At 53.0% G+C, this 24,308-nt stretch carries 23 protein-coding genes and 4 pseudogenes; 15 read left to right on the plus strand and 12 right to left on the minus strand.

Annotated elements, in window-relative coordinates; translation table 11 throughout:
- Nucleotides 1–159 precede the first annotated feature (159 nt).
- Nucleotides 160–900 (plus strand): cadherin-like domain-containing protein, encoded by a 741-nt coding sequence (locus JCM12308_RS19335; protein WP_054784786.1) that lies wholly within the window; start codon nt 160–162, stop codon nt 898–900.
- A gap of 156 nt (nt 901–1,056) precedes the next feature.
- On the plus strand, nt 1,057–1,482 hold the full coding sequence (locus JCM12308_RS19340; protein WP_054784787.1) for an ACT domain-containing protein: 426 nt from the start codon (nt 1,057–1,059) through the stop codon (nt 1,480–1,482).
- Here JCM12308_RS19340 and JCM12308_RS30535 read toward each other — a convergent pair.
- Together JCM12308_RS30535 and JCM12308_RS32815 are read right to left on the minus strand one after the other, a co-directional pair.
- Nucleotides 1,479–2,357: a putative bifunctional diguanylate cyclase/phosphodiesterase gene (locus tag JCM12308_RS30535; protein ID WP_306303360.1), complete on the minus strand. Its 879-nt coding sequence runs from the start codon at nt 2,355–2,357 to the stop codon at nt 1,479–1,481. The genes JCM12308_RS19340 and JCM12308_RS30535 overlap by 4 nt on opposite strands.
- Nucleotides 2,337–3,479 (minus strand): annotated as a pseudogene (locus JCM12308_RS32815) (diguanylate cyclase domain-containing protein); the annotation flags it as partial. The pseudogene JCM12308_RS32815 and the gene JCM12308_RS30535, both read right to left, overlap by 21 nt.
- Before the next feature lie 463 nt (nt 3,480–3,942).
- On the opposite strand from JCM12308_RS32815, the gene JCM12308_RS19350 reads away from it, so the two are divergent.
- Entirely contained in the window at nt 3,943–4,557 is a 615-nt protein-coding gene (locus tag JCM12308_RS19350) for an ATP-dependent Clp protease proteolytic subunit (protein ID WP_054784831.1), read from the plus strand.
- A 150-nt stretch (nt 4,558–4,707) separates the two neighbouring features.
- Here the strand turns inward: JCM12308_RS19350 and JCM12308_RS27910 are convergent.
- Nucleotides 4,708–5,283, minus strand: a pseudogene (locus JCM12308_RS27910) (thiamine phosphate synthase); the annotation flags it as partial.
- A gap of 379 nt (nt 5,284–5,662) precedes the next feature.
- Here JCM12308_RS27910 and JCM12308_RS19360 point away from each other — a divergent pair.
- Both JCM12308_RS19360 and JCM12308_RS19365 read left to right on the plus strand, forming a co-directional pair.
- On the plus strand, nt 5,663–6,190 hold the full coding sequence (locus JCM12308_RS19360) for a GAF domain-containing protein (protein ID WP_164845336.1): 528 nt from the start codon (nt 5,663–5,665) through the stop codon (nt 6,188–6,190).
- On the plus strand, nt 6,190–6,840 hold the full coding sequence (locus JCM12308_RS19365; RefSeq protein WP_054784790.1) for an adenylate/guanylate cyclase domain-containing protein: 651 nt from the start codon (nt 6,190–6,192) through the stop codon (nt 6,838–6,840). The genes JCM12308_RS19360 and JCM12308_RS19365 overlap by 1 nt, the downstream gene beginning before the upstream one ends.
- Here the strand turns inward: JCM12308_RS19365 and JCM12308_RS19370 are convergent.
- From JCM12308_RS19370 to JCM12308_RS19385, 3 genes are all read right to left on the minus strand, one after another.
- A complete protein-coding gene (locus JCM12308_RS19370; RefSeq protein ID WP_054784791.1) occupies nt 6,765–7,481 on the minus strand; it encodes a DUF599 domain-containing protein in 717 nt (238 codons plus the stop codon). The two genes, JCM12308_RS19365 and JCM12308_RS19370, sit on opposite strands and share 76 nt — an antisense overlap.
- Before the next feature lie 697 nt (nt 7,482–8,178).
- A complete protein-coding gene (locus tag JCM12308_RS19380) occupies nt 8,179–9,303 on the minus strand; it encodes a zinc-binding dehydrogenase (protein ID WP_444544401.1) in 1,125 nt (374 codons plus the stop codon).
- Nucleotides 9,300–9,827: a TetR/AcrR family transcriptional regulator gene (locus JCM12308_RS19385; protein WP_054784792.1), complete on the minus strand. Its 528-nt coding sequence runs from the start codon at nt 9,825–9,827 to the stop codon at nt 9,300–9,302. Before JCM12308_RS19385 ends, JCM12308_RS19380 begins: the two co-directional genes overlap by 4 nt.
- 138 nt (nt 9,828–9,965) lie before the next feature.
- On the opposite strand from JCM12308_RS19385, the gene JCM12308_RS19390 reads away from it, so the two are divergent.
- Nucleotides 9,966–10,412 (plus strand): DUF1489 family protein, encoded by a 447-nt coding sequence (locus JCM12308_RS19390; RefSeq protein WP_054784793.1) that lies wholly within the window; start codon nt 9,966–9,968, stop codon nt 10,410–10,412.
- An 82-nt stretch (nt 10,413–10,494) separates the two neighbouring features.
- Nucleotides 10,495–10,866, plus strand: a complete 372-nt coding sequence (locus JCM12308_RS19395; protein ID WP_054784794.1) for a hypothetical protein — start codon at nt 10,495–10,497, stop codon at nt 10,864–10,866.
- 70 nt (nt 10,867–10,936) lie between these two features.
- Here JCM12308_RS19395 and panC read toward each other — a convergent pair whose 3' ends face one another.
- Nucleotides 10,937–11,779 carry a pantoate--beta-alanine ligase gene (gene panC / locus JCM12308_RS19400; RefSeq protein WP_054784795.1) on the minus strand — a complete coding sequence of 281 codons (843 nt, stop codon included), beginning with the start codon at nt 11,777–11,779 and terminating at the stop codon, nt 10,937–10,939.
- A gap of 272 nt (nt 11,780–12,051) precedes the next feature.
- On the opposite strand from panC, the gene JCM12308_RS19405 reads away from it, so the two are divergent.
- Together JCM12308_RS19405 and JCM12308_RS19410 are read left to right on the plus strand one after the other, a co-directional pair.
- Nucleotides 12,052–12,774: a vWA domain-containing protein gene (locus JCM12308_RS19405; RefSeq protein ID WP_054784796.1), complete on the plus strand. Its 723-nt coding sequence runs from the start codon at nt 12,052–12,054 to the stop codon at nt 12,772–12,774.
- 30 nt (nt 12,775–12,804) lie between these two features.
- On the plus strand, nt 12,805–13,509 hold the full coding sequence (locus JCM12308_RS19410; protein WP_128647443.1) for a DnaJ domain-containing protein: 705 nt from the start codon (nt 12,805–12,807) through the stop codon (nt 13,507–13,509).
- A 21-nt stretch (nt 13,510–13,530) separates the two neighbouring features.
- On the opposite strand, the gene JCM12308_RS30545 is transcribed toward JCM12308_RS19410, so the two are convergent.
- On the minus strand, nt 13,531–14,184 hold the full coding sequence (locus JCM12308_RS30545) for an SPOR domain-containing protein (RefSeq protein WP_208978775.1): 654 nt from the start codon (nt 14,182–14,184) through the stop codon (nt 13,531–13,533).
- Complete coding sequence (locus JCM12308_RS30550) at nt 14,178–14,987, minus strand: D-alanyl-D-alanine carboxypeptidase family protein (RefSeq protein WP_208978776.1); 810 nt, start codon at nt 14,985–14,987, stop codon at nt 14,178–14,180. Before JCM12308_RS30550 ends, JCM12308_RS30545 begins: the two co-directional genes overlap by 7 nt.
- A gap of 393 nt (nt 14,988–15,380) precedes the next feature.
- On the opposite strand from JCM12308_RS30550, the pseudogene JCM12308_RS19420 reads away from it, so the two are divergent.
- The 6 genes and pseudogenes from JCM12308_RS19420 (at nt 15,381) to JCM12308_RS19445 (ending at nt 21,317) form a co-directional block, all read left to right on the plus strand.
- Nucleotides 15,381–15,712 (plus strand): annotated as a pseudogene (locus JCM12308_RS19420) (phasin family protein).
- A gap of 674 nt (nt 15,713–16,386) precedes the next feature.
- Nucleotides 16,387–16,716, plus strand: coding sequence for an ATP-dependent Clp protease adapter ClpS (gene clpS / locus JCM12308_RS19425; protein WP_008553008.1), 330 nt, complete (start codon nt 16,387–16,389; stop codon nt 16,714–16,716).
- A 12-nt stretch (nt 16,717–16,728) separates the two neighbouring features.
- Nucleotides 16,729–19,178: pseudogene (clpA, locus tag JCM12308_RS19430) on the plus strand (ATP-dependent Clp protease ATP-binding subunit ClpA).
- Between the two features lie 154 nt (nt 19,179–19,332).
- Nucleotides 19,333–20,097, plus strand: coding sequence for an AzlC family ABC transporter permease (locus tag JCM12308_RS19435; protein ID WP_014286252.1), 765 nt, complete (start codon nt 19,333–19,335; stop codon nt 20,095–20,097).
- Entirely contained in the window at nt 20,094–20,441 is a 348-nt protein-coding gene (locus JCM12308_RS19440; protein ID WP_014286251.1) for an AzlD domain-containing protein, read from the plus strand. Before JCM12308_RS19435 ends, JCM12308_RS19440 begins: the two co-directional genes overlap by 4 nt.
- Nucleotides 20,442–20,522: 81 nt before the next feature.
- Entirely contained in the window at nt 20,523–21,317 is a 795-nt protein-coding gene (locus tag JCM12308_RS19445) for a GNAT family N-acetyltransferase (protein WP_054784797.1), read from the plus strand.
- A 175-nt stretch (nt 21,318–21,492) separates the two neighbouring features.
- Here JCM12308_RS19445 and JCM12308_RS19450 read toward each other — a convergent pair whose 3' ends face one another.
- From JCM12308_RS19450 to JCM12308_RS19460, 3 genes are all read right to left on the minus strand, one after another.
- A complete protein-coding gene (locus JCM12308_RS19450; protein WP_054784798.1) occupies nt 21,493–21,930 on the minus strand; it encodes an HIT family protein in 438 nt (145 codons plus the stop codon).
- Between the two features lie 329 nt (nt 21,931–22,259).
- Nucleotides 22,260–23,462 (minus strand): GNAT family N-acetyltransferase, encoded by a 1,203-nt coding sequence (locus JCM12308_RS19455; protein WP_054784799.1) that lies wholly within the window; start codon nt 23,460–23,462, stop codon nt 22,260–22,262.
- Between the two features lie 71 nt (nt 23,463–23,533).
- Nucleotides 23,534–24,301, minus strand: a complete 768-nt coding sequence (locus JCM12308_RS19460; protein ID WP_008552974.1) for a glycerophosphodiester phosphodiesterase family protein — start codon at nt 24,299–24,301, stop codon at nt 23,534–23,536.
- Nucleotides 24,302–24,308: the final 7 nt, after the last annotated feature.

Consider the following 24,308-nt stretch of genomic DNA (forward strand, 5'->3'; position numbering starts at 1 on the left):
CATATCTGCAAAGTCATGACAATAGGCTTGATCGCGGCCTCCTAAACCCGCCTAACTTGTTCTGATATATGTATGAAAACGAATGTGGTGTGGTTAGCTTCAGATAAGATTACACTCATAGGCTGTAGTTGTAGTTTTTATATACTTGGAGTGTAGAGCATGGCCAATAACGCACCAGTTACTTTCCCTTATGAATTTACCAGACACGAAAACCAACCAGGTGTGTGGCGTGCGATCTTTCATGATCAAGATTGGGGCGACACGCACACGACTTCTCTCAACACGGAGGGTCTAAAAGGGACGTTGACGTTGACTGACCAAGGTTTGTTTGATGCTTTTTTGTACGACCCCGGTACAGAGTTTGATTACCTCGCAGAAGGGGAAACAGCCACCACCAGCTTTACCTACACAATCACTGACCAACACGGGGCAAGCGACACCTCTACGGTAACTATCAATATTATCGGCAAGAATGACGGACCAGTGGCATCCTCCGTGTACTCAGGTACCGTTGAAGATGCTGCTGTTGTCATCTCGCCACATTTTAGTGATGCTGATACCAACGACAGCCACACTATTACCGTTGAGACGGACGGTACACTTGGTACCGTGACTGTCAATGAGGATGGCAACTTTATCTATGATCCAAACGGGCAGTTTGACGATTTGGATCAAGGTGAGTTTGGGTTTGATAGCTTCACCTATACGGTCACCGACGAATCTGGCGCGACCTCTACAGAAACGGTTAATGTGACCGTAAATGGCAGGGGCGAAGCAGCCATCGAAGAGGGAGAAAACACAGTCTCCGATAGTGTGTTGCGGGATAGTTTTGACACTTCGCTCACGGCCGAGGGTGTTACCCATTCCAATCTATATGAGGATGATTTTGCCTTTGTGTAAGGCTTTGATGCGAAGCTAAATCTAACTAGCCCCGACGAGCACTTCGTGGGGCTTTTTATTGCTGGAAGTTACGCTTACTTGTTTCCCTGAGTGTTTACTGGGATATGCTAGGATTTACTACGAAATGTTTTGAGTGCTGAGAGAGGTTTTTTACAGATGACAGAGCGTGGTGGAACGGATTTGCAGGAACTGCTGGCGTCCATGGAGGCTTCTCTTTCCGAAGAAAGCTTTGTGTTTTGTACTTTCCCCAATGGCAGCATTGAGGCTTTGGCAGAGCATTCCCCGCTTGGACTGTTCTGGGAAAACGAAGGCCTGACGGCGATCCTTTCCATTGAAAATGCAGGTAAAGCTGGCGTTGAAACCGAACCTTGCTTCCGCCGTATCTCGCTTGCGGTTCACAGCTCTCTGGAAGCCGTCGGCCTTACCGCCGCCCTCTCCAAAGCCCTCGCCGAAGCCGGTATCTCTGCCAACGTCGTCGCAGCCTATTACCATGACCACATCTTCGTGCCGGAAGAGAAGGCGGAAGATGCGATGGCTGCGCTGGAAGAGTTGAGCCGCTCTGCGAAGGCTGGGTTGGCTTAGGCCAGGATGCCGAGTTGGGAGGCTGGGGTTCTTGGGGGTGGGGCTATGGTTTGCTGGCCGTTTAGGAGGCACTCGAAGGTTTCGGGGGCGACGGCTGGGGAATACAGATAGCCCTGATACTCGTGGCACTGCAACTTCTGGATCTGGCGAAGCTGTTCTTTGGTCTCGATGCCCTCTGCCACCAGAGTGAGGTTCAACAGGCGGCCCATCTGGACGATCATCTGTACAATTGGCCAGCGTTTGGTGTCGGCGATGAAGGATCTGTCGATCTTCAGGGCTGTTACCGGATAGCGCTGGAGGTAGCCCAGGTTTGAGTAGCCTGTGCCGAAATCGTCGATTTCCAGCGTAAAGCCAAGATCACGCAGGGCGTTGAGTTCTTTCAGCGTTTCATTGGCGTCGCTGAGCAGGGCGCTTTCGGTGATCTCCAGTCGGATTGATCTGGCCGACGCGCCAGTCTCAATGAGAATGCGGTGCAGGCGCTGGGATATGCGGCCACGGCGGAACTGGGCCGGGGACAGGTTGATGGAGATCGCGATGTCATGGCCAGCCTGTGCCCATTGCTTTTGCTGCAGCATGGCTTCGCGGGCAACCCAATCACCGATCTCATCGATCATGCCTGCTTCCTCTGCAATCTCAATGAAGCTTGCAGCTGAAACGAGGCCGCGGGTTGGATGATGCCAGCGCAGCAGGCCCTCTGCGCCCACAATGCGGTTGGTGGCGACGCAGACGCGTGGCTGATAGTGAACGGCGAGCTCTTTGTTGCGCAGAGCCTGACGCAGGGCAGTTTCCAGGCTGACGCGTTCTTCCGCTTCCCGAGACATGGAGATATCAAAGAAGCAGATGCGGTCGCGGCCCAAATCCTTGGCTTTATACATGGCAAGGTCGGCCTTGCGCATGAGAGTGTCCAGATCAACGCCGTGTTCCGGATAGGTGCACACGCCAATGGATGGGGTGACCTGCAGCATGTGCCCGCGCACTTTACAGGGTTTGGACAGGGCTGTTCTGATTTCTCTGCTGATGTCGTCCAGCAGGTCTTAATCTGCGAAGTTGGCGATGAGCACAACGAACTCATCCCCGCCAAGGCGGGCGACAAAGCCGATGCCTTCGACGACTTCCTTCAGGCGCTTGGCGATGACGACGAGCAGGTCGTCGCCCACCAGATGGCCGAGGGTGTCGTTGATTGTTTTAAAGCGGTCGAGATCAATGAAGATGAGCGCACCGGGGTTGCCGGTGATGCGGGTCTCATCCAGATAGCGCTCGGCTTCAATCTCAAGAAATGTTCTGTTGGCAAGGCCGGTCAGCGTGTCGTGGTGGGCCAGGTAGCGGACTTCGTGTTCTGCTTTCAGGCGTTTGGTGACATCTGAGGCGCTGAGCAGGATTGCTCTGGAACCGGAAAACGGATCGTATCCGCTGCGGGCGTTCAGGTCGAACCAGCGTTCTCCCTGAGAGGAGTGCATGAGAGCGACGAGGTTTGCCTTGCCTGTTTTGCGCAGTTCATCCAGCAGCGCATCAAAATCGCGGCGGTTGCACATGCGGTTGATCAGGTCTTCGCAGCCATCAGGCCGGTTGAGGCGGCTTGCCGGGTTTTCAAAAATCAGTTTGCCGTTCTCATCAAACATGCTGATCATGGAGGTGGTGTAGAGCAGTACCTGCGCGCTGCGCACCTGTTCCGGCTCGTTGCCGACCTCAGAGATAACCTGAACCAGCAGGCCCGGATTGCCCGAGACGAGTGGCTGAGGGGATATGGAGCAGTAGACGGAGACCGGCTGAGCGTTTGGGATGACGGTGATGCATTCGGTGATGCGGCCTTCTTCCCGTACGCGGGTCAGATAAGACTGCAGCTGTCGCTCATAAGAGGGATCGTCAAAAGGGGCAGGCAATTCAATTCTGAAGGCGCCGGTCTGGTCGATACAATTCTTGAGAGACAGACCGAGGAACGTCAGACCTGCGGCGTTGGCCCAAACGAGTTTGGTCTGGGAGACGTCGACAATATACATAGGGACGTCGACACGGGCGAAGGCGCGTTGGTCTTCTGTTGGGACAGGCGAGTGATATAGGACGTTGGCATCCAGCGTTTCAATAAAACCAGTCAAACCTGAAAATCCCTTTGTGCTGTGTCCTAGGACTAGACACCATCCCCTGCATGTCTATATCAGCTATAGGTAGATCGTTATTTTTACCGATTATGTGAGTTGCAAGGTTATTAAAACGTTATTCCTTTGCCTTTAAGTTGGAACAAACGAACTGAAAATGTGCAAAATGCATTGATTTAGAGGTGGAGAAACGGCGGTCTAGCGAAGGACCTACCAAAAGTGAGGGGAGAACACCCTCTTTTTCCTAGGGAATTTCTGTTAGGCTATGACTTTGCGTGTTTGCGGTCTGCCGCAGTATCTTTTAGTTATGTTTGATCAGAGTCTGCCGCGTGGGGCGGTAGCGAATAAAAGGGAGCATGTCATTCGCATGACGGACTATTGTGCTTCGACGTCAATTCGCCTTGAAGGTGATGAGGACGCGCCAAAGAATCCTGAAAAGTCCATCCCGGTGGACAAGCATCTTTTTGATGCGCGGACAGTGCTGATTACAGGACCTGTGACACAAGAGATGGCTCAGGATGTCTGTTCCCGTCTGCTTGCACTTTCCCAGGTCAGCAATGACCCGATTACCGTTATTGTTTCTTCTCCGGGTGGCCACGTAGAATCCGGTGACATGATCCACGATATGATCAAGTTCATCCAGCCGGAAGTTCGTATTCTCGGCATGGGCTGGGTGGCGAGCGCTGGTGCTCTGATTTACGTGTCTGTGCCTAAAGAACGTCGTTTCTGCACCCAGAACACCCGCTTCCTGCTTCACCAACCATCTGGTGGTGCTGGCGGTATGGCAACTGATATCGAAATTCAGGCCAAAGAAATCCTCAAGATGCGCGATCGTCTGAACCAGATTTTCGCAGACGCAACCGGCCAGCCGCTGGAGCGCATCGAAAAAGACACCGACCGCGATTACTGGATGAGCCCAGATGAGGGCATAGAGTACGGTCTTGTTGGCAAAGTGATCAACAACGTCTCCGAGCTTAGCTAACAGCTGGCTTACATGAATTAGAAAAGGCAGCCGGTTGGCTGCCTTTTTTGTTGCCCGGGTCAGGATCAGCGACGGGCAAGCGCTCTTTCTCTTGGAAAGGGAAGAGCGTTTTGGAAGAGGATGCCTACCGCTACCAGTTCTTGGAGCTTCGAGCCATTGGGCGGTGCGGTGTTCGGGGTTGGTGGCGGTGGTGACGTCGGAGATGGTGGCGATGGAGTCGGCACCGGCGGAGAAGACGTCGCTGGCACGTTCCAGAGTGATGCCGCCGATTGCGACTAGATGCTTGTTGGTGCGCTCGCGCCATTTCTTCAGAGTTTCCAAACCCTGTGGCTGCCAGTGCATTTCTTTTGAGGTGCTATTGTAAATCGGGCCAAGGGCCACATATTCAGGATCTAATGCCAGAGCTGTGTCCAGCTCGGCTTCATCATGGGTGGAAATGCCGTAGTAGATCCCCGCGGAACGGAGTGCGCGGAAATCAGCGGTTTTCAGATCCTCTTGTCCTAAATGCACATAGCCCACGTTTGCGTCATACGCTGCCTGCCAGTGATCGTTGACGACAAGCACTGCGCCGGCTTTGTCGCAAAGTTGCTTTGCTTCGCGGACCTGAGATCGGATTTCATCCTCGGACTTGTCTTTGATACGGAGCTGACAAAATTTGACACCAAGAGGAAGGACACGTGGCAGCCACTGGGTGCCATCGATGATCAGATAGAAGCGATCTAACATTGCTGGGTTTCTCGATTAAGTGCGCAGTGACTGGATGGGTCATCACTAGATGCGTGCTGCGTTCATATTTTTGAGCGAAAATATGAGTTGGGCAGGTTGTTGGCTACAAATTTCTAAAATTTGAAGCATTTACACGTCCTGCGTGTGTTGAATTGTGGAGAAAGTCTAGCAAAAAAGGCGAGGGTTTCTTGAGGGTATTCCTGTAAATGTCTGAGTTGAAAAGTAAATGATGAGAAATATTGGAATTTTTACCGTGTTTGCTTGCGGGCAGGGTAATTTTACGTGGTCTTCTTTTTCGCTCGTCTCTGGGGTGTAAATGTCTAATAGCGAGTCTTTTTCCCTCTGCGATTTAATGGCGTGGCTTTCCAAGGACGCAAAAATGCTGGGTCGTCCCTGCCGTATCTTTGCGGTGTTGGGTGAGCATTTGCAGGCGCTGGGCATTGAGGTGGACCGGATCTCCACCGGTATCTCCATTCTGGATCCGAATTATCACGGCGAGGGCTTGATCTGGGAACGTGGGGTTGGCCCGCGGGTGCGTTACTTTGAGCGCACGCCTGATACAAGCGAGTCTTATAACCAAAGCCTTTGGAAGCGATCCATTGAGACCGGGCAAACGATCCGGCATAAGTTTGGTCATCATGATGAGTTTGATCAACTGATGATCATTCAGGAGCTGAAGGATCAGGGATACACGGACTATGTGGCCGTGCCCATGACGTTCTCAGATGGAGAAGTGCATGGGTTGGCGTTTGCCTCCCGTGCGCCGGATGGCTTTAAAGATGAAGATGTGGCGCTGTTTGATCAGATCTCCGCTCCGCTGTCGCTGATCTGTGAGCTGTTCAACTCGCGGCAGGCTTCTGAGAGCATTCTGAACACCTATCTTGCACACGTGCCGGACGGCGGGTGATGAATGGTGAGATCCGCCGGGGTGATGGGGAGCATATCAACGCGGTGGTGGCTTTCAGCGATATCCGCAACTTCACCGGCTTCTCCAATTACCTGCCGGACACAGCGCTGCTGCAGTTGCTGAATGAGTATTTCGGCATTGTCACCTCACGGGTGGAGCAGCATGGCGGCGAGATTCTGAAGTTTATTGGTGATGAGGTTCTGGCGGTGTTTCCTTATACGGATGCACAGAGCGCCAGGATTGCTGCGTTTGAAGCCATGACTGCCTTGCGTGAGAGCATGTCTGATCTGGCCGCCGCCAATGCGCGCGGGTTTCCTGATCTGCCGGCCATCCATGTGGGCATGGGTGTGCATTCAGGCCGCGTGTTCTTTGGCAATGTGGGTGGTCAAAGGCGGTTGGACTTTACGGTTGTTGGTCCGGTGGTGAATGAGGCTGCGCGCATTGCAGACCTTTCCAAGCGCCTTAATCAGGAAATGCTGGTGTCACAGTCCGTGGCTGAAATTTTGAACTGCTGTGAAGATACCTATGTGGGGACATACCCGCTCAAGGGCTTCCCCACACCGGTGAAGGTTTATCAGGCGCCGGAATTGACCAGATCCTGTGCATTTGGACCTGGCAATACGGCTTTTCTTGCCTTTGAGAAGAACTGACGGCGCAGCAGTACCAGCGTGACCATCAGGGTCGTTCCGATAAAGATGAGCGGCCCTGCATACCATCCCAGATATCCGACAGCAAAGAAGAGCGCCTGTTGGCCGCTGCTGAAGTGGCGGCCCGCCAGGGTTGCGAGCCGTGCTGCGCGCAGGGAGGCATCTACGGCTTCCTCATTATCCTCATGGCAATCGTCGGGAATAGAGCCCATGACGATGGTGGTGTAGTTGAACAAGCGGTATGCCCAGCCGAACTTGAAGAAGGCGTAGGCGAGGATTACCATCAGGCCAAACGTCTTGGCTTCGTTCTGAAGCGGATCGTCCAAAAATGGCAAGTTGAGTGCCTGGGCGAGGGCCGTGACCTCATCCATGGCGCTTAAAAGCGTGACTGTGCCACCGATGGCGAGCAGGGAGGCAGAGGCGAAGAATGCGGTGCCTTGTTGCAGGCCGGAGGCGATGTTGGTGTCTGCGATGCGGACTTCCCGTCTCAGCATAGCGCGCATCCAGCGGTAGCGGTGCGCGTCCATGGCATGGGAGAGAGTGTGTTTGGACCACGGGCTGCGATAGGCTAGCCAACTGTACAAGCCCCATGAGAAGACGAAAAAGAGGATGGCTATGAGGTTGGAAAGCTGGATCTGAAGCATTGATCTTTCTGTTTTTAAGCCTGTGTCCGGAAATCAGCCTGCGTTTTGAGCGCGGGTTTTTATATGTTTGGCATGATTTGGGGGAAGGGGCTAGAGGCGGAGCGCCACATGCAGCTGTGTGAGCCCAGCTATTTTCGAGCGAAAACAGACTCAAGGTACGCAAAAAACACAATTGGAGTTGTCCTATACGGCACCCGGTTCTCAATAAAGTCGAGTTTTGAACGAATTTTTCTCGAAAAAATTTGGCTGAATTTTTTTATGGTTATCGATAATTTTAGCAGTTCTAAAGAGCTCTAACTTGTTGGGGCTATGGGATTTTATTGGGTAGGTATATCTGACTGGGTAATAGGTAGATAATTTTACGTAGCATGGTGCGATGGTGCGGCCAGCCAAATTTTGCCGTTTTACTGTTGCGCTTTCATTGGAAAAGGAATATTCCGTGCGCCCTGTGCTGACGAGGTTTCCTCGGCGCGCATCTATCAACCATTAAACGGTGTTTTATGGATCACGAAATTCAGAAGTCCTGCTGGGGGTTCACTATGTGGACTGTAGCAACCCTCGGCGGCGTTATGGCGCTGCTTTACGTATTTGCAGGTGCCGGCAGTTAATCCCAAGACAACTGCCTGAAACGCGGATTTTGACGGGGATGCAGATGTGACGTCTGCATCCCTTTTTCTTTGAGTGTTCCTACCCCCTATCAAAAATCGATACTGTGCTGCTGATCACGCTCTGTACGTTGGGGCAGTTTTTGTTTGGCTCGCTTTTGCGGCTTAGCTAGCGACCTGCAGCACGATCTTCCCAAGATGCTTCTTTTGCTCAAACACCTCCTGTGCCTCTTTGATTTGAGAGAGGGGGAAGGTTTGTGAGACCAGTGGTTTGATGCGGCCCGCTTCGACATGGCTGACGAGATTGCCGAACACTTGCGCTCCAGCATTGTGCAGCCAAAGAAGCTCAGATCATTCAGATAGAGCGTGCGGACGTCCAGCTCCACCAGTGGGCCGCCGATGGCGCCTGCAACGGTGTAGCGGCCTTTGGGCTTGAGTACCTCCATGAAGGACGGCCATTGCTCTCCGGCCACCAGATCAATCACCACATCAATGCTGTTGGTTCCGAGGCTGTCTGTGAGGTCGTCCTTGCGATCCAGAACACGGTCTGCGCCCAGCTCCAGCAGCAGTGGGGCTTTGGAAGCGGAGGAGACGGCGACGACGTTGGCGCCGCGTGCTTTGGCCAGCTGGACTGCTGCAGAGCCGACACCGCCTGAGGCGCCTGTGATGAGCAGCTGTTCACCGGATTGCACATTGGCGCGGGTGAGCATGTTTTCTGCTGTTGAGTAGGAGCAGGGGAACGAGGCGAGCTCCTGATCGCTCAGAGCGCTTTGGATTGGGTAGACGTGGTGGTGATCGACTGAAACATATTCAGCAAAGCCTCCATCGCATTCTGAGCCCAAGTACCACGGTGCTTCCAGCTTGGTGCCATGGGCGTATTGCAGGCAGGGTTCCAGAAGGACGCGTTGGCCGATCAGATCCTGAGTGACGTTTTCCCCCACAGCGATGACCCGGCCACAGACGTCGGCGCCTTGAATGCGGGGGAAGTGGAGAGGTTGCCCGGCCCAGCTGGCGTCTTCTGCATCACTCTCCTGTTTTGAGTACCACGCCTTGCGGGTATTGATGTCTGTGTTGTTCACGCCTGCTGCCAGAACCTGCACCAGCACGTCTTCAGGTCCGAACTTGGGGAGAGGGAGATCGGTTCGCAGCTCCAGCATCTCCGGGCCGCCGTGGCCATTGAGTGTGACTGCGGTCATGGTGGTGGGGAGCTGGCTCATGATGCGGTCTCCTGTGTGAGTGATAGAATTGCGGACTTGGCCCAGCTGAAGACCTCAGAGCCGTTGAGGGGATAGGTGGAGACGGCGCCTTCGTGGATAAGGAAAAGCTCTCCTGCTTTGTGCTGAAGCCCCAATAAGGCTGCCAGTTGATCCTGCGTCTCTTGCTTGTGTCTGGTGACGCATTGAGAGACCTGCTCGCTCTCCGGATAGGCTGAGAGCGCTGCTCTGTCCATGCAGCCATGCGGGGCGTTGGTTTGCATCCAGTGTTCAATGGTGCTGAGGATGGCTGTGAGGCGGTCCTGTGGTGCGGTCTCTGCAGCTTCCGTCAGCAGGGACAGGTATCGGCGGTGGCGGACTTCCAGCGCGCCGATGATCATGTCTTCTTTAGAAGGGAAGTATTTGTAGAGCGTGCGCAGGCTCACATCAGCGCCTTTGCGCAGTTCGGCAACGCCGGGTGCGGTGAAGCCACGGGCCGCAAAAACGCCTTCCAGCTTCGTGCAGATTGAGTGTTCCAGATCAGTCATGCTAAATTGGTAGAATGATCGTTCTATCGAGTCAATTGCGAATGTGCAGGTGGTGATCACCGATATGTTTGTGCAATGCGTTAGGTATGCGCTGTGCTATCTCTGGCAATCGGCTGAGTGACCTGCTATTTGAGCGCTATGACGTTACATCTGGTGAAACTCTGTGTTGGCGTGGAAAGCGTTGACCAGCTGCGGAATTACATTGAACAGCGACAGATTCTGGCGCTGTCCCACGGTTTGAGTGATGAGCAGATCCATACGACCCGTATGGTGCCGACTCGTATTGATGAGCTGCTGGATGGTGGTTCGCTGTACTGGGTGATCAAAGGCAATGTTCAGGTCCGCCAGAAACTGATCGACATCCGTGTTCATAAAGATGATTCCGGCAAGAAGCGCTGTGATCTTGTGATGGAGCCGTATCTACATCAGACGCAGCTCCAGCCACGTCGTGCGTTTCAGGGCTGGCGCTATCTGAAAGCGTCAGATGCTCCGCCGGATGTGACCGGACCTATGCTCGACAGCGATCAACTTGCCGAAATGCCAGAGGCGATGCGCCGCGAGCTGCAGGAACTCTGTCTGATTTAATCGTTCCCCTTTTGCGGATTGCATCTGTGATTGCTGGATGAGATAAACTCTTCAGGCGGTAGTCTGTCTGGGGGATCATGCTGTGACCGAGCTTATTGCGTCGATTGCCGGGCCATATCTTTTCGTGACAGGTCTTGGTTTCTTTGTTTCCAGCAGCTTTTACCAGCGGATGATTGCTGCCCAATCAGATGCAAATCCGATTCTGCTCAACTTATCCGGTGCTGTGCATTTTGTGGTTGGAATGGTTGTGCTTGCCAATCATTTCACAGTGTCCAGCGTGGCTGGTGCACTCGTAACTCTGGTTGGTGCCGCTGCTGCGCTGAAGGGGGCAAGCCTTATTGTCATTCCTGATTACATGACAAAATCGCAGCAAATGGGGAAGACGGGCGTTCTTGCCACTGGTGCTGCCTTTACCGCAACGGGCGCTTATCTCAGCTATGTCGGGTATTTCTAGCAGAGCTGCTGGGAGGTTTCAGAGTGGGTGGGCTTCCGGGCAAATGCGTTCACTTGCCCGGAAAGCAATTTTAAACTTCGATATTATCGATCAGGCGGGTTTCGCCGACTTTGGCGGCGACCAAGATGCGGGAGCCTTTGGCGTCGACCGGGGTGCCCAAGTGTTTTGCGTGGCGCAGCTCGAAGTAGTCTGTGGCAAAGCCTGAAAGCTTCAGAACCGCCAGAGCCTTCTTGCGTACTTCAATCCAGTTTTCGCCGTTGTGAAGCGCGTTGCGTGCAGTGGTCAGCGTCTGGGAGATGGTGATCGCGGTTTCGCGTTCCTTGTCATCCAGATACTCGTTGCGCGAGGACATGGCGAGGCCGTCGTCTTCACGTACGGTAGGTGCCCCAACGATCTGAGTCGGCAGGTGCAGATCTCTTGCCAGCTGCTTGATGACGCGCAGCTGCTGGTAATCTTTTTCACCGAAGACAGCTACATCTGGCAGGACAGCCAGCAGAAGCTTGGCGACCACGGTTGCTACGCCGTTGAAGAAATGCGGGCGGTGATCTGTTTCCAGTCCCAGAGCCGGGCCTTCAATCTGAATGGATGTGGCAAAGCCGTTTGGATACATTTCTTTTGCGTTTGGAGCAAAGACGCCAAACACATTATGTTCCGCCAGTTTCTGAAGATCGGAGGCTTCCGTTCTTGGATAGCTTTCGAAATCTTCGCCCGGCGCGAACTGTTTAGGATTCACAAAGATTGAAACAATCACGATGTCTGCCAGTTCCCGGGCCTTTTCGACCAGTGACAGGTGACCTGCGTGCAGAGCCCCCATGGTTGGAACCAGAGCGATTGTTTTGCCTTCTCGTCTCAGAGGTAATAGTGCAGCCCGCAGGTCGTCTACACCGCGGTATACGTCTGGGAGATTTCTCATAGGCGTCTCCATGTGGGAACACATCCCGTTATTTCTTGGCTTTGCAGCTGTTCTTATCTGTTGTTGGTAATGGGTTTGCCCAGAAACTGTTGAACCCAATTGCAAGCAGAAACTGATATAACCAGTTTTAGCAGATTTTGTGATTATTCTCACTGCACCAATAGTGGGTATTGGTCTTTAGCGAGCGAATTAAATAATCTGTCCCAAGATTTGTTAAGTTGTTGGAATAATATGCCTTCATAACCTTATGTGAAGCGAACACAGGTGTGCCTATGTCAGACAAGCTTTCCAAAAAGACCGGATTTCTGAATAAGCATGCGGAAGACAAAAGCGAACTTTCCAGTTTTCTTGCGGCTGCCAAAGGTGCCGTTGCGGCGCCTGAGGGGAGCGAAAGAGGGCGTTTGATCTTTGCTCTAGACGCCACAATGAGTCGCCAGCCGACCTGGGATCAGGCCTGTCATCTGCAGGAGGAGATGTTCATTGAAGCGGGGCGTGTTGGGTCGCTGGATGTGCAGCTGGTGTTTTTCCGGGGCTACGGAGAGTGTAAGTCTTCGCGCTGGGTGAGTAACTCCAAAGAGCTTGGCCGGATGATGCGCAAGATCCGGGTGCAGGCTGGTCGGACGCAGATTCGCAAAGTGCTGGATCATGCTTTGAGTGAAACGCGTAGGAAGCGGGTTCAGGCGGTGGTTTATATCGGCGACTGTATGGAAGAAAATCCGGATCTGATTTGTGACAAGGCCGGAGAGCTTGGGATGCTTGGGGTGCCGGTGTTCGTCTTTCAGGAAGGACAGGACATTGTGGCGGAACGGGCCTATCGGGAAATCGCCCGGTTGAGCAATGGCGTCTATCTGAATTTCGATGAAGGATCGGCTGCGAGCCTGCGCGGATTGCTTGCTGCGATTGCCACGTTTTCCGCAGGGGGCAGGGAGGCCCTTGAGCGGCTTGAGCAATCGGGGCATAAAGGTGCTCAATTCTTGATAGAACACCTCAGGTAGTACATGGGCTATTTGGTCTTAGGAGGATTGGTGCTTGCCATCCTCTATTTCTTCGCAAAGTGGCTGACACAGTCCAACCCTGCGAAGCTTGCAGATACTTTGAAAAAACTGATTGGCGGTCTTTTGCTGCTGGTCTGTGCGTTTCTCGCGGTGACCGGCAAATACGTGGTGGCCGCGCCACTTGCCGTTTTTGCGCTCTCCCTTCTGGGATGGGGATCTGCGCAGAACCTCCGGTTTCCCGGGGGCTTTTCCCTTGGTGGGCTGGGAGGCGCCTCAAAGAGCGCCGGTCAGACTTCCACCATCTCTTCCAAGTTTCTCCATATGGAGCTGGATCATGACAGCAAGAAGCTGGAGGGCAAAGTGCTCGCCGGTACATTTGCTGGCCATGCCCTGAGTTCTCTGCAGGTTGCGGATCTCAGGCAGCTTTGGCGTGAAGTGCAGCCGGATGGGGACAGCGTTGCCCTACTCGAAGCTTACCTCGACAGCAGGCTCTCCAACTGGCGTGTAGACTTCCAGGCGGATTCCACAGCGGGGCAGAGAGACGCGTCGGGCTCGAGCGCTCTGACTGAGAAGGAGGCCTACGAGGTTCTTGGACTTGCGCCGGGAGCCTCCGTGGACGACATCCGCGCCGCTCACCGCCGACTGATTAAACGATTGCACCCCGATAGTGGAGGTTCTGCTTTCCTGGCTTCCAAACTCAACGAGGCGAAGGATAGGCTTCTCAACAGACATTAGACTCACCGTGACTGATACTAGTTACTGATAGACGGCATAGCAGGAGTACTTGGCCTTCTTGAGTTTGGCGCAAGCGTCCCAGGCTGCTGTTTTGGTTTCAAACCCGATGAACCGCGCGCGGTACAGGGTTTGTTTCTTGGATTTGACCGGTTCAGTGTAAATGCGCTTGTTGCTCAGGGTAGAGCCTGCAGCAGCGCGCGCACTTTCCAGGATGCGGATTGCTTTATCCTGGCTGTCGGTCGCAGAAATCTGAATGTGCCAGCCAGATGTGTCGATGTCCTCTGGCTTCAGGCTTGCGATCTTGCTCGCGATTGGAGCGGAAGATGGCGCAGGCGCTGTGGCTGGCTGCTGCAGTTTAGCAGATGCGGAAACTGCAGGGGCGGCCAGAGAGTTTGCAACCAGTTCCTTACGCGGCGCCGGAGCTGGGCTTGAGGCCTGGCTTTCGAGCATTCTTGCGATCGGATCGGTTGGTTTCGAGTTCGGTGTTGCGCCATTTGCGTTGGCATAGGCCAGCAAAGTTGGCTGCTGTGCAGGGCGACCAGTTGCTTTTGCAACAGGGATTGCTGGTGCCACCTTCGGGAATTGATAGCGTGTTGTTGTGCCTGCGTAGAGCATAGGTGCGGTGCGACGACCACGGGATGCTTTTGGCAGGTACTGGTTGATCAACTTTACCATCTGCGCATCACGCTTTTGCCGGTGCGGCCACCCAGAACCACGGCAACGATCTGACGATTGTCGCGCTTTACGTTGGTGACGAGGTTGAAGCCGGATGCATTTGTGTAGCCGGTTTTGATGCCGTCTACGCCGCGTACACGACCCAGCAGCTTGTTGTGGTTGCCCATGCGGCGGCCAGCGTAAGTGTAGGAGCGGGTGTTGAAGTACTTATAATACTTCGGGAAGCGATCCTGAATGGCGCGGCCCAGCAGAGCAAGGTCAGCTGCTGTAGTGACCTGCTTGGAATTTGGCAGCCCATGTGGGTTTCTGAAGGTGGTGTTCCGCATACCAATGGCGCGCGCGGTCTGCGTCATGCGGCGCCCAAAGGCTTTTTCAGAACCTGAGATATGCTCTGCAATCACAGTCGACGCATCGTTTGCGGACTTGGTGATGAGGGCGTAGATCGCATCCTTCACGCGCAAAGAACCGCCAACTCTCAAGCCGAGCTTGGTTGGTGGGCGGCCTGCAGCGTAGCGGGACACTTTCATTTTGGTATTGAGCGAAACGCGGCCTGCTTCCAACTCTTCAAAGAGCACGTAAAGTGTCATGATCTTTGTGGTGGATGCCGGATAGCGCCGTGCATTGGCGTTGTTGGCGTACAAAACCTTTCCGGTTTTTGCATCAACGACAATACCAGCATATTTGGAATTAGCCTCGGCAACGGATGGAGCTGTAGCGAGTGCTACTGAAACGGCAATGATGCCGACAGCTTGTCCAAATGCCTTTTTTAGGCGCCCAAATGGCCCAAATTTACGCAGACCCATGTTCTTTTCGCCCCGTGAGCAATAATGGCGGTTACGCGCTCTGTACTAAAAAAAATCGCTGAGTGCTAGCGGAGGTGTGTTCTGAAAGCCTCAGCCGCTAAAAATGCAGCAGAGGTGGCTCCCCCCGTTCGCGTCATACCCAGAATGATGCGATTACGGTTACAATTCTGTAAATGCGCAAAGGCAGATTGCAAAAATCTTGTTTTTATCCGTTTTTTGTTTGTGGCTACGCCCCTGTCTTTTCATAATATTGCAGTGCAAAATAAGAGTTGACAAATTTTGTGCAGCGCATAATATCCGTTGCGTAAGTTTTGGAATGTGGCGTTTGCTCCCCAAGAGACAAAAACCTAATCATCGAATTACCGGCGCCGCCCAATTGATGAGGGAATTTTCATGGTCACAGGATTTGAGAATATTCAGAAGCTTGGAAAAGATAACATGGACGTAGCTATGCAGAGCTTCGGTGCCTTTTCCAAGGGGATGCAGGCGATCTCTGCTGAGGTTGCGGACTACTCCAAGAAGTCTATGGAAGATAGCAGTGCTGCGATTGAAAAAATGGTCAGCGCGAAATCTCTCGATAAGGCTATGGAAGCTCAGGCAGATTTTGCAAGGTGAGCTACGAAAGCATGGTTGGTCAGGCGACCAAGATCGGCGAAATGTACGCTGAAGTCGCTAAAGACGCTTATAAGCCATATGAGAACATGCTCTCTAAAGCTGCCAAGTAATCTACTGGCATAACCGAATATGAAGCCCGGGGCGGATCATCGCTTCGGGCTTTTTGGTTTTTGGGGCGCCTTTAATTTATTGCTCCGGTTGTTTTCATTTTCAGAAAACCTATCTCTCTTCTTCAAGGCCCCCTCAAAACATTGTGATTCAGCTTTGCTCAGTGCTGCGGAATGAATGCCGGTACCCTCAAGGAGCCGGAGATGTTCATCTTACGTTGGGAGCAGGGTTTAACCCTTCGGATAGTCTGGTCATTTTCTCAGCTTAATGGTTTGCTTTTTGCAGTTTGCTCAGGGAATAATCAGTACTAAAATCAATGAGAGATACGCGCTGCTTCTAAATACCTGCAATCCCTTGGATTAGCGGTAGAAATAGGAAAGAGCGCAGACAGGTTTGAGGCTGGCCTTTGCGTGGGTAGCCTCATACTCTAGAGACAACAGACAGCGATGATGCTGCGGTGAGTGTGTGAATGAAAGACCAGCGACAGGCAATGAGTGTTCTCAGGGGAGATAAACTTATGCTTCCAGTATATAATGAAACAGAAAGTGAAACACTGTTTGATTTTTCTGGAGTTGTTGGTGTGCCCTATGAAAATGCATATCCCTTGAATTCGCAGGGGGTACGTTTAAATACTATAAAGTCCTCTGCGTTATACATGGAGGGACAAAGAGAACGAATGAGCAGCGATTTCGACCTGGATAATGATGATGATGGCGGGACGATAACCGTTACCAAGCCGAAGCCAAAAACAAAAAGGCCGAGTTTGTATCGAGTTTTGCTGCTGAACGATGATTATACGCCGATGGAGTTTGTGATCCACGTGGTGGAACGGTTCTTCCATTTGGACCGTGAGAGCGCAACGCAGATCATGCTCCATGTCCATCATCATGGCGTAGGGGAGTGTGGAGTCTTCACCTATGAAGTGGCCGAGACAAAGGTCACACAAGTAATGGATTTCGCCCGAAAACACCAACATCCGTTGCAATGTGTAATGGAGAAAAAGTAATAGGGGGCGCCTGTGCCGTCATTTTCTCGCAGTCTGGAGAAAGCTCTCCATCAAGCTTTGGCGTTTGCTAATGAGCGCCATCAGGAATATGCGACCCTGGAGCATCTGCTGCTTTCATTGATTGATGATCAGGATGCTGCTGCGGTGATGCGTGCATGCAATGTGGACCTCGATCAACTGCGAAAAAGCATTGTCGAATATATTGATACTGAACTAGAGAACCTCGTTGTTGACGGGATGATGATTCAAAACCAACCGCCGGTTTCCAGCGCGTCATTCAGCGTGCTGTCATTCATGTTCAATCTTCCGGACGTGAAGAAGTGACCGGTGCTAACGTTCTTGTTGCCATTTTTGCCGAGCGCGAAAGCCATGCTGCTTACTTCCTGCAAGAGCAGGAAATGACACGGTACGACGCTGTCAATTATATCTCCCATGGTATTGCCAAGCGGGCTGGCTTGTCTGAGCCACGTCGGGTGCGTGGTGTTGAAGAAGATTCCGATAGTGGCGCTGATCCAAATGTGAGCATGCCACAACCTCCATCCGGAGGCTCATCTGAACAAACCAAACGGAAAACAGAAGCTCTTGAAGCTTATTGTCAAAACCTCAATGACAAAGCATTTTCCGGTAAGATCGATCCGCTGATCGGTCGTGAAAAGGAAATTTCGCGGACCATTCAGATCCTGTGCCGCCGTGCCAAGAATAATCCGCTTTATGTGGGTGATCCGGGCGTTGGTAAAACAGCAATTGCTGAAGGTCTCGCACGCCGCATTGTTGTCGGTGATGTGCCCGAGGTGCTGAAGAGCGCAACAATCTTCGCACTGGACATGGGCTCACTGCTTGCGGGTACCCGTTACCGCGGTGATTTTGAGGAACGTCTGAAGCAGGTCGTGAAGGAAATCGAAGATTATCCGGGCGCGATCATGTTTATTGACGAGATCCACACCGTGATTGGTGCGGGTGCGACCTCTGGTGGTGCGATGGATGCATCGAACCTGCTGAAGCCTGCGTTGGCTTCCGGCACGATCCGTTGTATCGGTTCCACCACATATAAAGAATACCGCCAGTTCTTCGAGAAGGACCGTGCGCTGGTGCGTCGCTTCCAGAAAGTGGATGTGAACGAGCCTACCATTCCGGATGCGATTGAAATCCTGAAAGGGCTGAAGCCATACTTTGAGGACTTCCATAACATCAAGTACACCAATGATGCGATCAAGGCGGCTGTTGAGCTGTCCTCCCGCTATCTTGCTGACCGGAAGCTTCCGGATAAAGCGATTGATGTGATTGATGAATCCGGTGCATCGCAGATGTTGCTGCCAGAAGGTAAGCGTCGCAAGACCATTGGCCTGAAGGAAATCGAAGCAACCATCGCGACCATGGCTCGCATCCCGCCGAAGTCCGTTTCCAAGGATGATGCGGAAGTGCTGTCCAACCTGAAGGATAGTCTGAAGCGCGTTGTTTATGGTCAGGACCCTGCGATTGAAGCATTGTCTGCGTCCATCAAGCTGGCCCGTGCCGGTTTGCGCGAGCCTGATAAGCCAATCGGCTCTTACCTGTTCTCCGGTCCGACCGGTGTTGGTAAGACAGAGGTTGCCCGTCAGTTGGCGTCTACGCTGGGTGTTGAGCTGGTTCGCTTCGATATGTCTGAGTACATGGAGCGTCATACGGTCTCTCGCCTGATTGGTGCGCCTCCGGGTTACGTGGGCTTTGATCAGGGTGGCTTGTTGACGGACGCTGTTGATCAGCATCCTCACTGCGTGCTGCTGCTGGATGAGATCGAGAAGGCCCATCCGGATCTGTTCAACATTCTGTTGCAGGTGATGGACCACGGTAAGCTGACTGACCACAATGGTAAGTCTGTCGACTTCCGCAATGTGATCCTGATCATGACCACCAATGCTGGTGCGGCTGATCTGGCGAAGGCTCCTATGGGCTTCAATCGCATTGACCGTGATGGCGATGACATGGAAGCGATCAACAAGATGTTCACTCCGGAGTTCCGGAACCGTCTTGATGCGATCATTCCATTCGCGAACCTGGACAACGATGTTATCCATCGTGTGGTCGAGAAGTTCGTTATGCAGCTGGAAGCTCAGCTTGCAGAGCGTAACGTGACCTTTGAACTGACACCTGAAGCCGTGGCCTGGCTCTCTGAAAAGGGTTACGACAGGTTGATGGGTGCCCGTCCGCTGGGCCGTGTCATTCAGGAGCACATCAAGAAACCATTGGCTGATGAGGTTCTGTTCGGCAAGCTTCAGAAGGGCGGTACTGTGAAGGTTTCCGTTTCTGAAGATCTTGAAGGACTGCTTCTGGAAAGCGTTGAGGACCGTCCAACACCTAAGGCGAAGGCTGCCAAGAAGAAGCCTGCTGCCAAAGGTAAAGGCAAGTCCGTTGTTCCGAAAACGGGCCGGGGTGCGGATGCCACCAAGCGTGGTGATGTGCCGGGTATTCCGATTGCGGATTAAGACAAAGATACTTGAGAAAAAGCCGGAGCACTTGCTCCGGCTTTTTTGTATGGTGGGTCTACGTAGTCTTGTGTAGGCTCTTACCTGCTGCTGATAAGGCTGCGGTTCTGCTTCCCCCAAGCTCTCCTGTTTTCGAGAGTCTTCGAGTTCTTAAATGACCAGTTCAGAGATGAATGTTGATGAAGGAGAAGATCCTTCTGAATTTGAGGGAGGTGCCTATTGGTTCCGCCAAGGGGCTAAAGGTGCGTTTTGCCTCCCGACACTTATTTTGATGATGGCCTTTGTTGGCTTCACATCGCTGGCCCGCGAAGTTGGGCTGACGCTTGTTGAAGTGTTGCTGATGAGCCTGCTGATGTGGGCTTTGCCGAGTATTGTAGTTTTGACCGGCGCCATGAGTGCCGGGGCGGGTTTGATCCCCGCTGCGATTGCGGTGGCGCTCTCCGCTGTACGTCTGATGCCGATGACGGTGGCGTTGATGCCTGTTCTGCGGGATGAGAAGCGGACGAAGACATGGCAGATGTTGTTTGTTTCTCACTTTGTGGCGGTGACCGCGTGGGTGTTTGCCATGCGCAATCTGCCAAGCTTGCCGCGTGCAGCGCGTCTGCCATTCTTTGCGGGCTTTGGGTCGACGGTGCATTTTGTGGTGCTGTGTTCAACCGCGTTGTCTTACATGGTCCTTCCCGCTCTTGAAGGGCCAATTGCGGCTGGGTTGGTTTTGCTGACACCGATCTACTTCATGTTCTCCATGTATCAGGCGTCGCGTACCAGCGGTGATAAGGCTGCGCTGATCCTGGGGCTCATTCTGGGGCCGATCTTTTATCACTTCTTTCCCGGGGCGGATTTGCTGCTGACGGGCTTTGTGGGCGGCACGGTTGCCTTTGTGGGGTGGTTGTTCGCAACGCGGAGGGCTGAGCTGTGAGTGAGATTTACGGCAGCTGGTGGTGGCCTTATGTGATGATCCTCGTTGCAGGCTTTCTGGCGACAGAGTGCTGGCGTTGGATTGGTGTGTTTGCCTCTGGCAAACTGCGGGAGGACAGTCTGCTGTTTGCGTGGGTGCGGGCTGTGGCGACGGCGCTGATTGCAGGAATCATTGCGCGGTTGGTTCTGTTCCCTGACGGGGTGCTGGGTGATGTGCCGATCTGGCTTCGCCTTGCAGCTGTTGCTGGCGGGGTGGTTGGCTACAAGCTGCTCAATGATCGGTTAATGGCAGGGATTGTCTCGGCTGAATTTGTTCTGATCGGTGGCTGGGCGTTTTTGATTTAGCCATTCTTGCTAAGCTTGATCGCACGCATTGCTGGGTCTCATTTCCCTCTCTAATCTATAGAGGAGAGCTGGGGGCTTGCTATGACCTATATTGCGTTGGGCGAACACAACCTTTGTGACGAACACACCTGCTGTGCGATTTCGGACAAGAAATGCGCGCAAGGCTATCAGTTGAAGAAGGATTGGCTGGGACAGCAGTTCGCCTCGGGCTATCAGTTCATCAAGCTTGATGAGCGGGCAAAGGTGTTTATCGAGTTCGGGCCTGCAGAGGCTGGCTGGGCGCCTGTGGTCGCTCCACGGCACTTGCTGGTGAACTGCTTCTGGGTTTCCGGCAAGTACAAAGGGCAGGGGCACGGTAAGGCATTGCTCGCCAAGACGGTGGAGGCTGCTGAGCAAGCTGGTGCTGATGGTTTAGTGACGATTGCCGGTGCTAAGAAGATGCCTTTCCTCTCAGATGGCAAATGGTTCAAGCAGCAAGGTTTTGAGGTTTGTGACAGCTCTCCTGATGGGATTGAGCTGCTGCGACTTGGCGTTGGTGATGCGGGTGGTTCTGCTTCATTCTCGGAGAATGTTCAGAAGAGTGCAGGGCTGAGCGGGGAGGGGCTGGTTGCTTACTACTCCAACCGCTGTCCGTTCACGGACCATCACGTGACGCAGAACCTGAAAGAGGCTGCTCAGCGACGTGGGTTGCCGCTCAAGATCGTTCATCTGGATACGCTTGAGAAGGCACAGTCAGCACCGACGCCTGCCACGATTTTCTCGCTTTACTGGAGTGGAAGATTTGTCACCACGGACCTGAGTGTCTGCATGGATTCACGCTTCGACAAGATCATGCAAAAGGCATTGAATGAGAAAGTGTCTATCGAAGCGGTTTGATTGTTTCAGGTGAATCGAATTTTTGCGGGGCATAAGGATCTGATTCAAGTGTGTGGGCTAGTGCGTTGAAATCAGATTCGAATTTGCTGGTCGGGGGGAGGTGGTCATTTCAGGTGAATCGAAATTTCCTCGCGCAATCTGGTGTGAATGCGCGAGGTTGTTTCAGGTGAAATGATCAGGAATGAGCTGCAACAGCTGCGCGGATTTTATCTGCGTTTGCTTTGAGCTTTTCACTGTCTTCCATCTCGCCGGTGTGTGGGCGCAGGGAGATGCCTTCGGTGCGTGGGATGACGTGGAAGTGGGTGTGGAACACCATCTGTCCGCCAGCGCCTTCGTTGAACTGGTGAATGGTGATGCCATCAGCATCGAATGCCTGCTTAAGTACGCGTGCCATTTTCTGCGCTGTTTTTGCAACAGCGGTCAGTTCGGCTTCTTCGATATCAAGGATGTTGCGGGAACCCTTCTTAGGAAGAACCAGCACGTGGCCATCTGCGCGTGGCATGATATCCATGATAACAATGGTGTTTTCGTCTTCGTAGACCTTCTCGGAAGGCAGTTCGCCGCGCAAGATCTTAGCGAAGATGTTTTGGTCATCGTAGGACGGGCTGGTCATCTTGATATCCTCTGAATTGGAACATGCTTGCGTTCATTTGCATTCACGCGCCATGTTCCTAATTTTGCTTTAGCGCGTATTCTTATCCGCAAACCGGAGCCACTTTTCGGGAATACGCTCTATCATTTTACCGGTGTATCCGTTGTAAGCGAAATGGCTCACAGGTCATTCCCGGTAGTTAATCCGATTCATTGACCAAGATCACTGGAGAATCAATGTGTGGTTTGGGTGGAGTTGTTGAGAACCTGATCGTACTTAAGAAACTGATTTAAGTTTGGAGGGATTCATGAGTCTCTTCAGAGTCTTGAATTAATGTCTTGAAGTGAGTTCTAGCTGTCCTGTTGGCGGAACGGGCCGTGTTCCGACAGGATTTTCTGTTCGTGCAGAACGGCTTGACGTTCCTGTTCCAGATAGTCTGCGACTGCATTCCTTAAAGAAGGGTGTGCAATCCAGTGCGCAGAATAGGTGAGGCTCGGCATGTAGCCGCGTGCCAGTTTATGGCTGCCCTGTGCGCCAGCCTCAACCCGCTGCAGGCCGCGGGATAGGGCAAACTCGATGGCCTGATAATAGCAGATCTCAAAGTGCAGGCAGGGGTGGTTTTCGATACACCCCCAATTGCGGCCATAAAGCGTGTTGCCGCCGATCATGTTGAGTGCGCCCGCAATGTAACGGCCTTCGCGTTTGGCCATGATCAACAGGGTGTGATCAGAGAGCCTTTCCCCCAGCAGTGAGAAGAACTCGCGATTGAGGTAGGGAGAACCCCATTTGCGGCTGCCAGTATCCAGATAGAACTCATAGAACGCGTCCCAGTGGCTTTCTGTCAGATCAGAGCCGGTGATCCACTCGACCTCTATATCGTTCTCCAGCGCGGTTTTACGCTCTTTGCGGATGCTTTTGCGTTTGCGGGAGGAGAGTGCCTCCAGAAACTGCGCAAAATTGCTGTAGCCGTTGTTCTCCCAATGGAACTGTTGGTCGGTGCGCAACAGGAAGCCTTCTTTGCCGAGCTCGGTCCATTCCTGTTCTGTGAGGAAGGTGAGATGAGCTGAGGAGCCTTCGATGCGGACCGTCAGTTCCTTTAGGCCCTGCGTGAGGATCTTGATGGTCTCCGGGCGGTTGGCTTCCGGTGATATCAGGAGTCGCCGACCCGGAACGGGTGTGAACGGGATGGAACACTGCAGTTTGGGGTAGTAGTTTCCGCCTACACGATGGAAGGCGTCAGCCCATGCATAATCGAAGACGTACTCGCCCTGACTATGGCTTTTGGCATAGGTTGGGATCGCGGCGATGGGTTTGCCATCTTGCTCCCACCAGATATGTTGGGGGATCCACCCTGCTTCCCATCCAACGCATTTACTTTCTTCCAGTGCCTGCAAAAAGGCATGTGAAAGCATAGGGTTAAACTCAGAAACTTGAGAGTTTGATTCAGTTTCCGGGTTTGGGTTGGATTGGGTCGTTTCAGGTGAATCGATCCAATCCTGTTGATCATAAAGGATCGGCGGTGTGCCGGGATTTGCCAGTGCGTCCCAATCCATGCTGGGGATCTCATCCAGAGAGGAGAGGGCTTTCAGAACGGGTGATGGTGGTACTGACAAATCGATAGATCCTAGAGGGGCTCTTTGTCCGGATTGAAGCCTTCGAAAACAATCTGGTCAGCATGCTTGGCAGCATTGAGACGGTCTTCTTTGGTTCTGACTGTCCATGTCATCACCGGCAGGCCATAGAACTCACGCAGGAAGCTTGGGCCGTCTGCTGGCAAATCCTTTACGAAGAACGAAACGAAATGCGGATCGGTGCCAGCCATGTGCACCATCCAGGAGATCTTCTCGATCTCGTGCTCTGTCAGGTTCAGATGATCATTTTCGCTCAACGTGGTCATAGAGATGCAGCCGCGTGGGATTTGCGGTGCAACGTCCTTCATGGTCCGAAGCATTTTCGGGTCGAAGGATTTTATTGCTGCCGGGCCTTTATAATCGCTGAGGATTTTGGCAATGGTTTTAATGAACTCATCCTGACCTTCTGGAAGGTTCAGGGTTTTGATTTCAATAACCAGTGGCACTTTGCCGTCAACCAGCTCCAGCAGCTCCTGCAGGGTCCAGATTGGATCGTCGGAGCCACGCATGGACAGCTTGCGCAGGTCAGCCAGATCGAAGTCGATCACGTTGCCTTCGCCGTGGGTGAGGCGCTCAAGGTTTGGGTCGTGGAACACGATGACCTGACCGTCCTTGGTCTCTTGTAGATCAACTTCAATGGCGAAGTTGTTCTCTACAGCAGCTTTGACTGCGGACGGAGTGTTTTCAAGAATGCCTGCTTCTTTGTTATGGAAGCCGCGGTGAGCGATCGGACGGGCGGTGAGCCAGGAAAGATCTTGCATGGATTTT

The sequence above is a fragment of the Pseudovibrio denitrificans JCM 12308 genome, assembly GCF_001310815.1.
GTDB classification, from domain to species: Bacteria; Pseudomonadota; Alphaproteobacteria; order Rhizobiales; family Stappiaceae; genus Pseudovibrio; species Pseudovibrio denitrificans.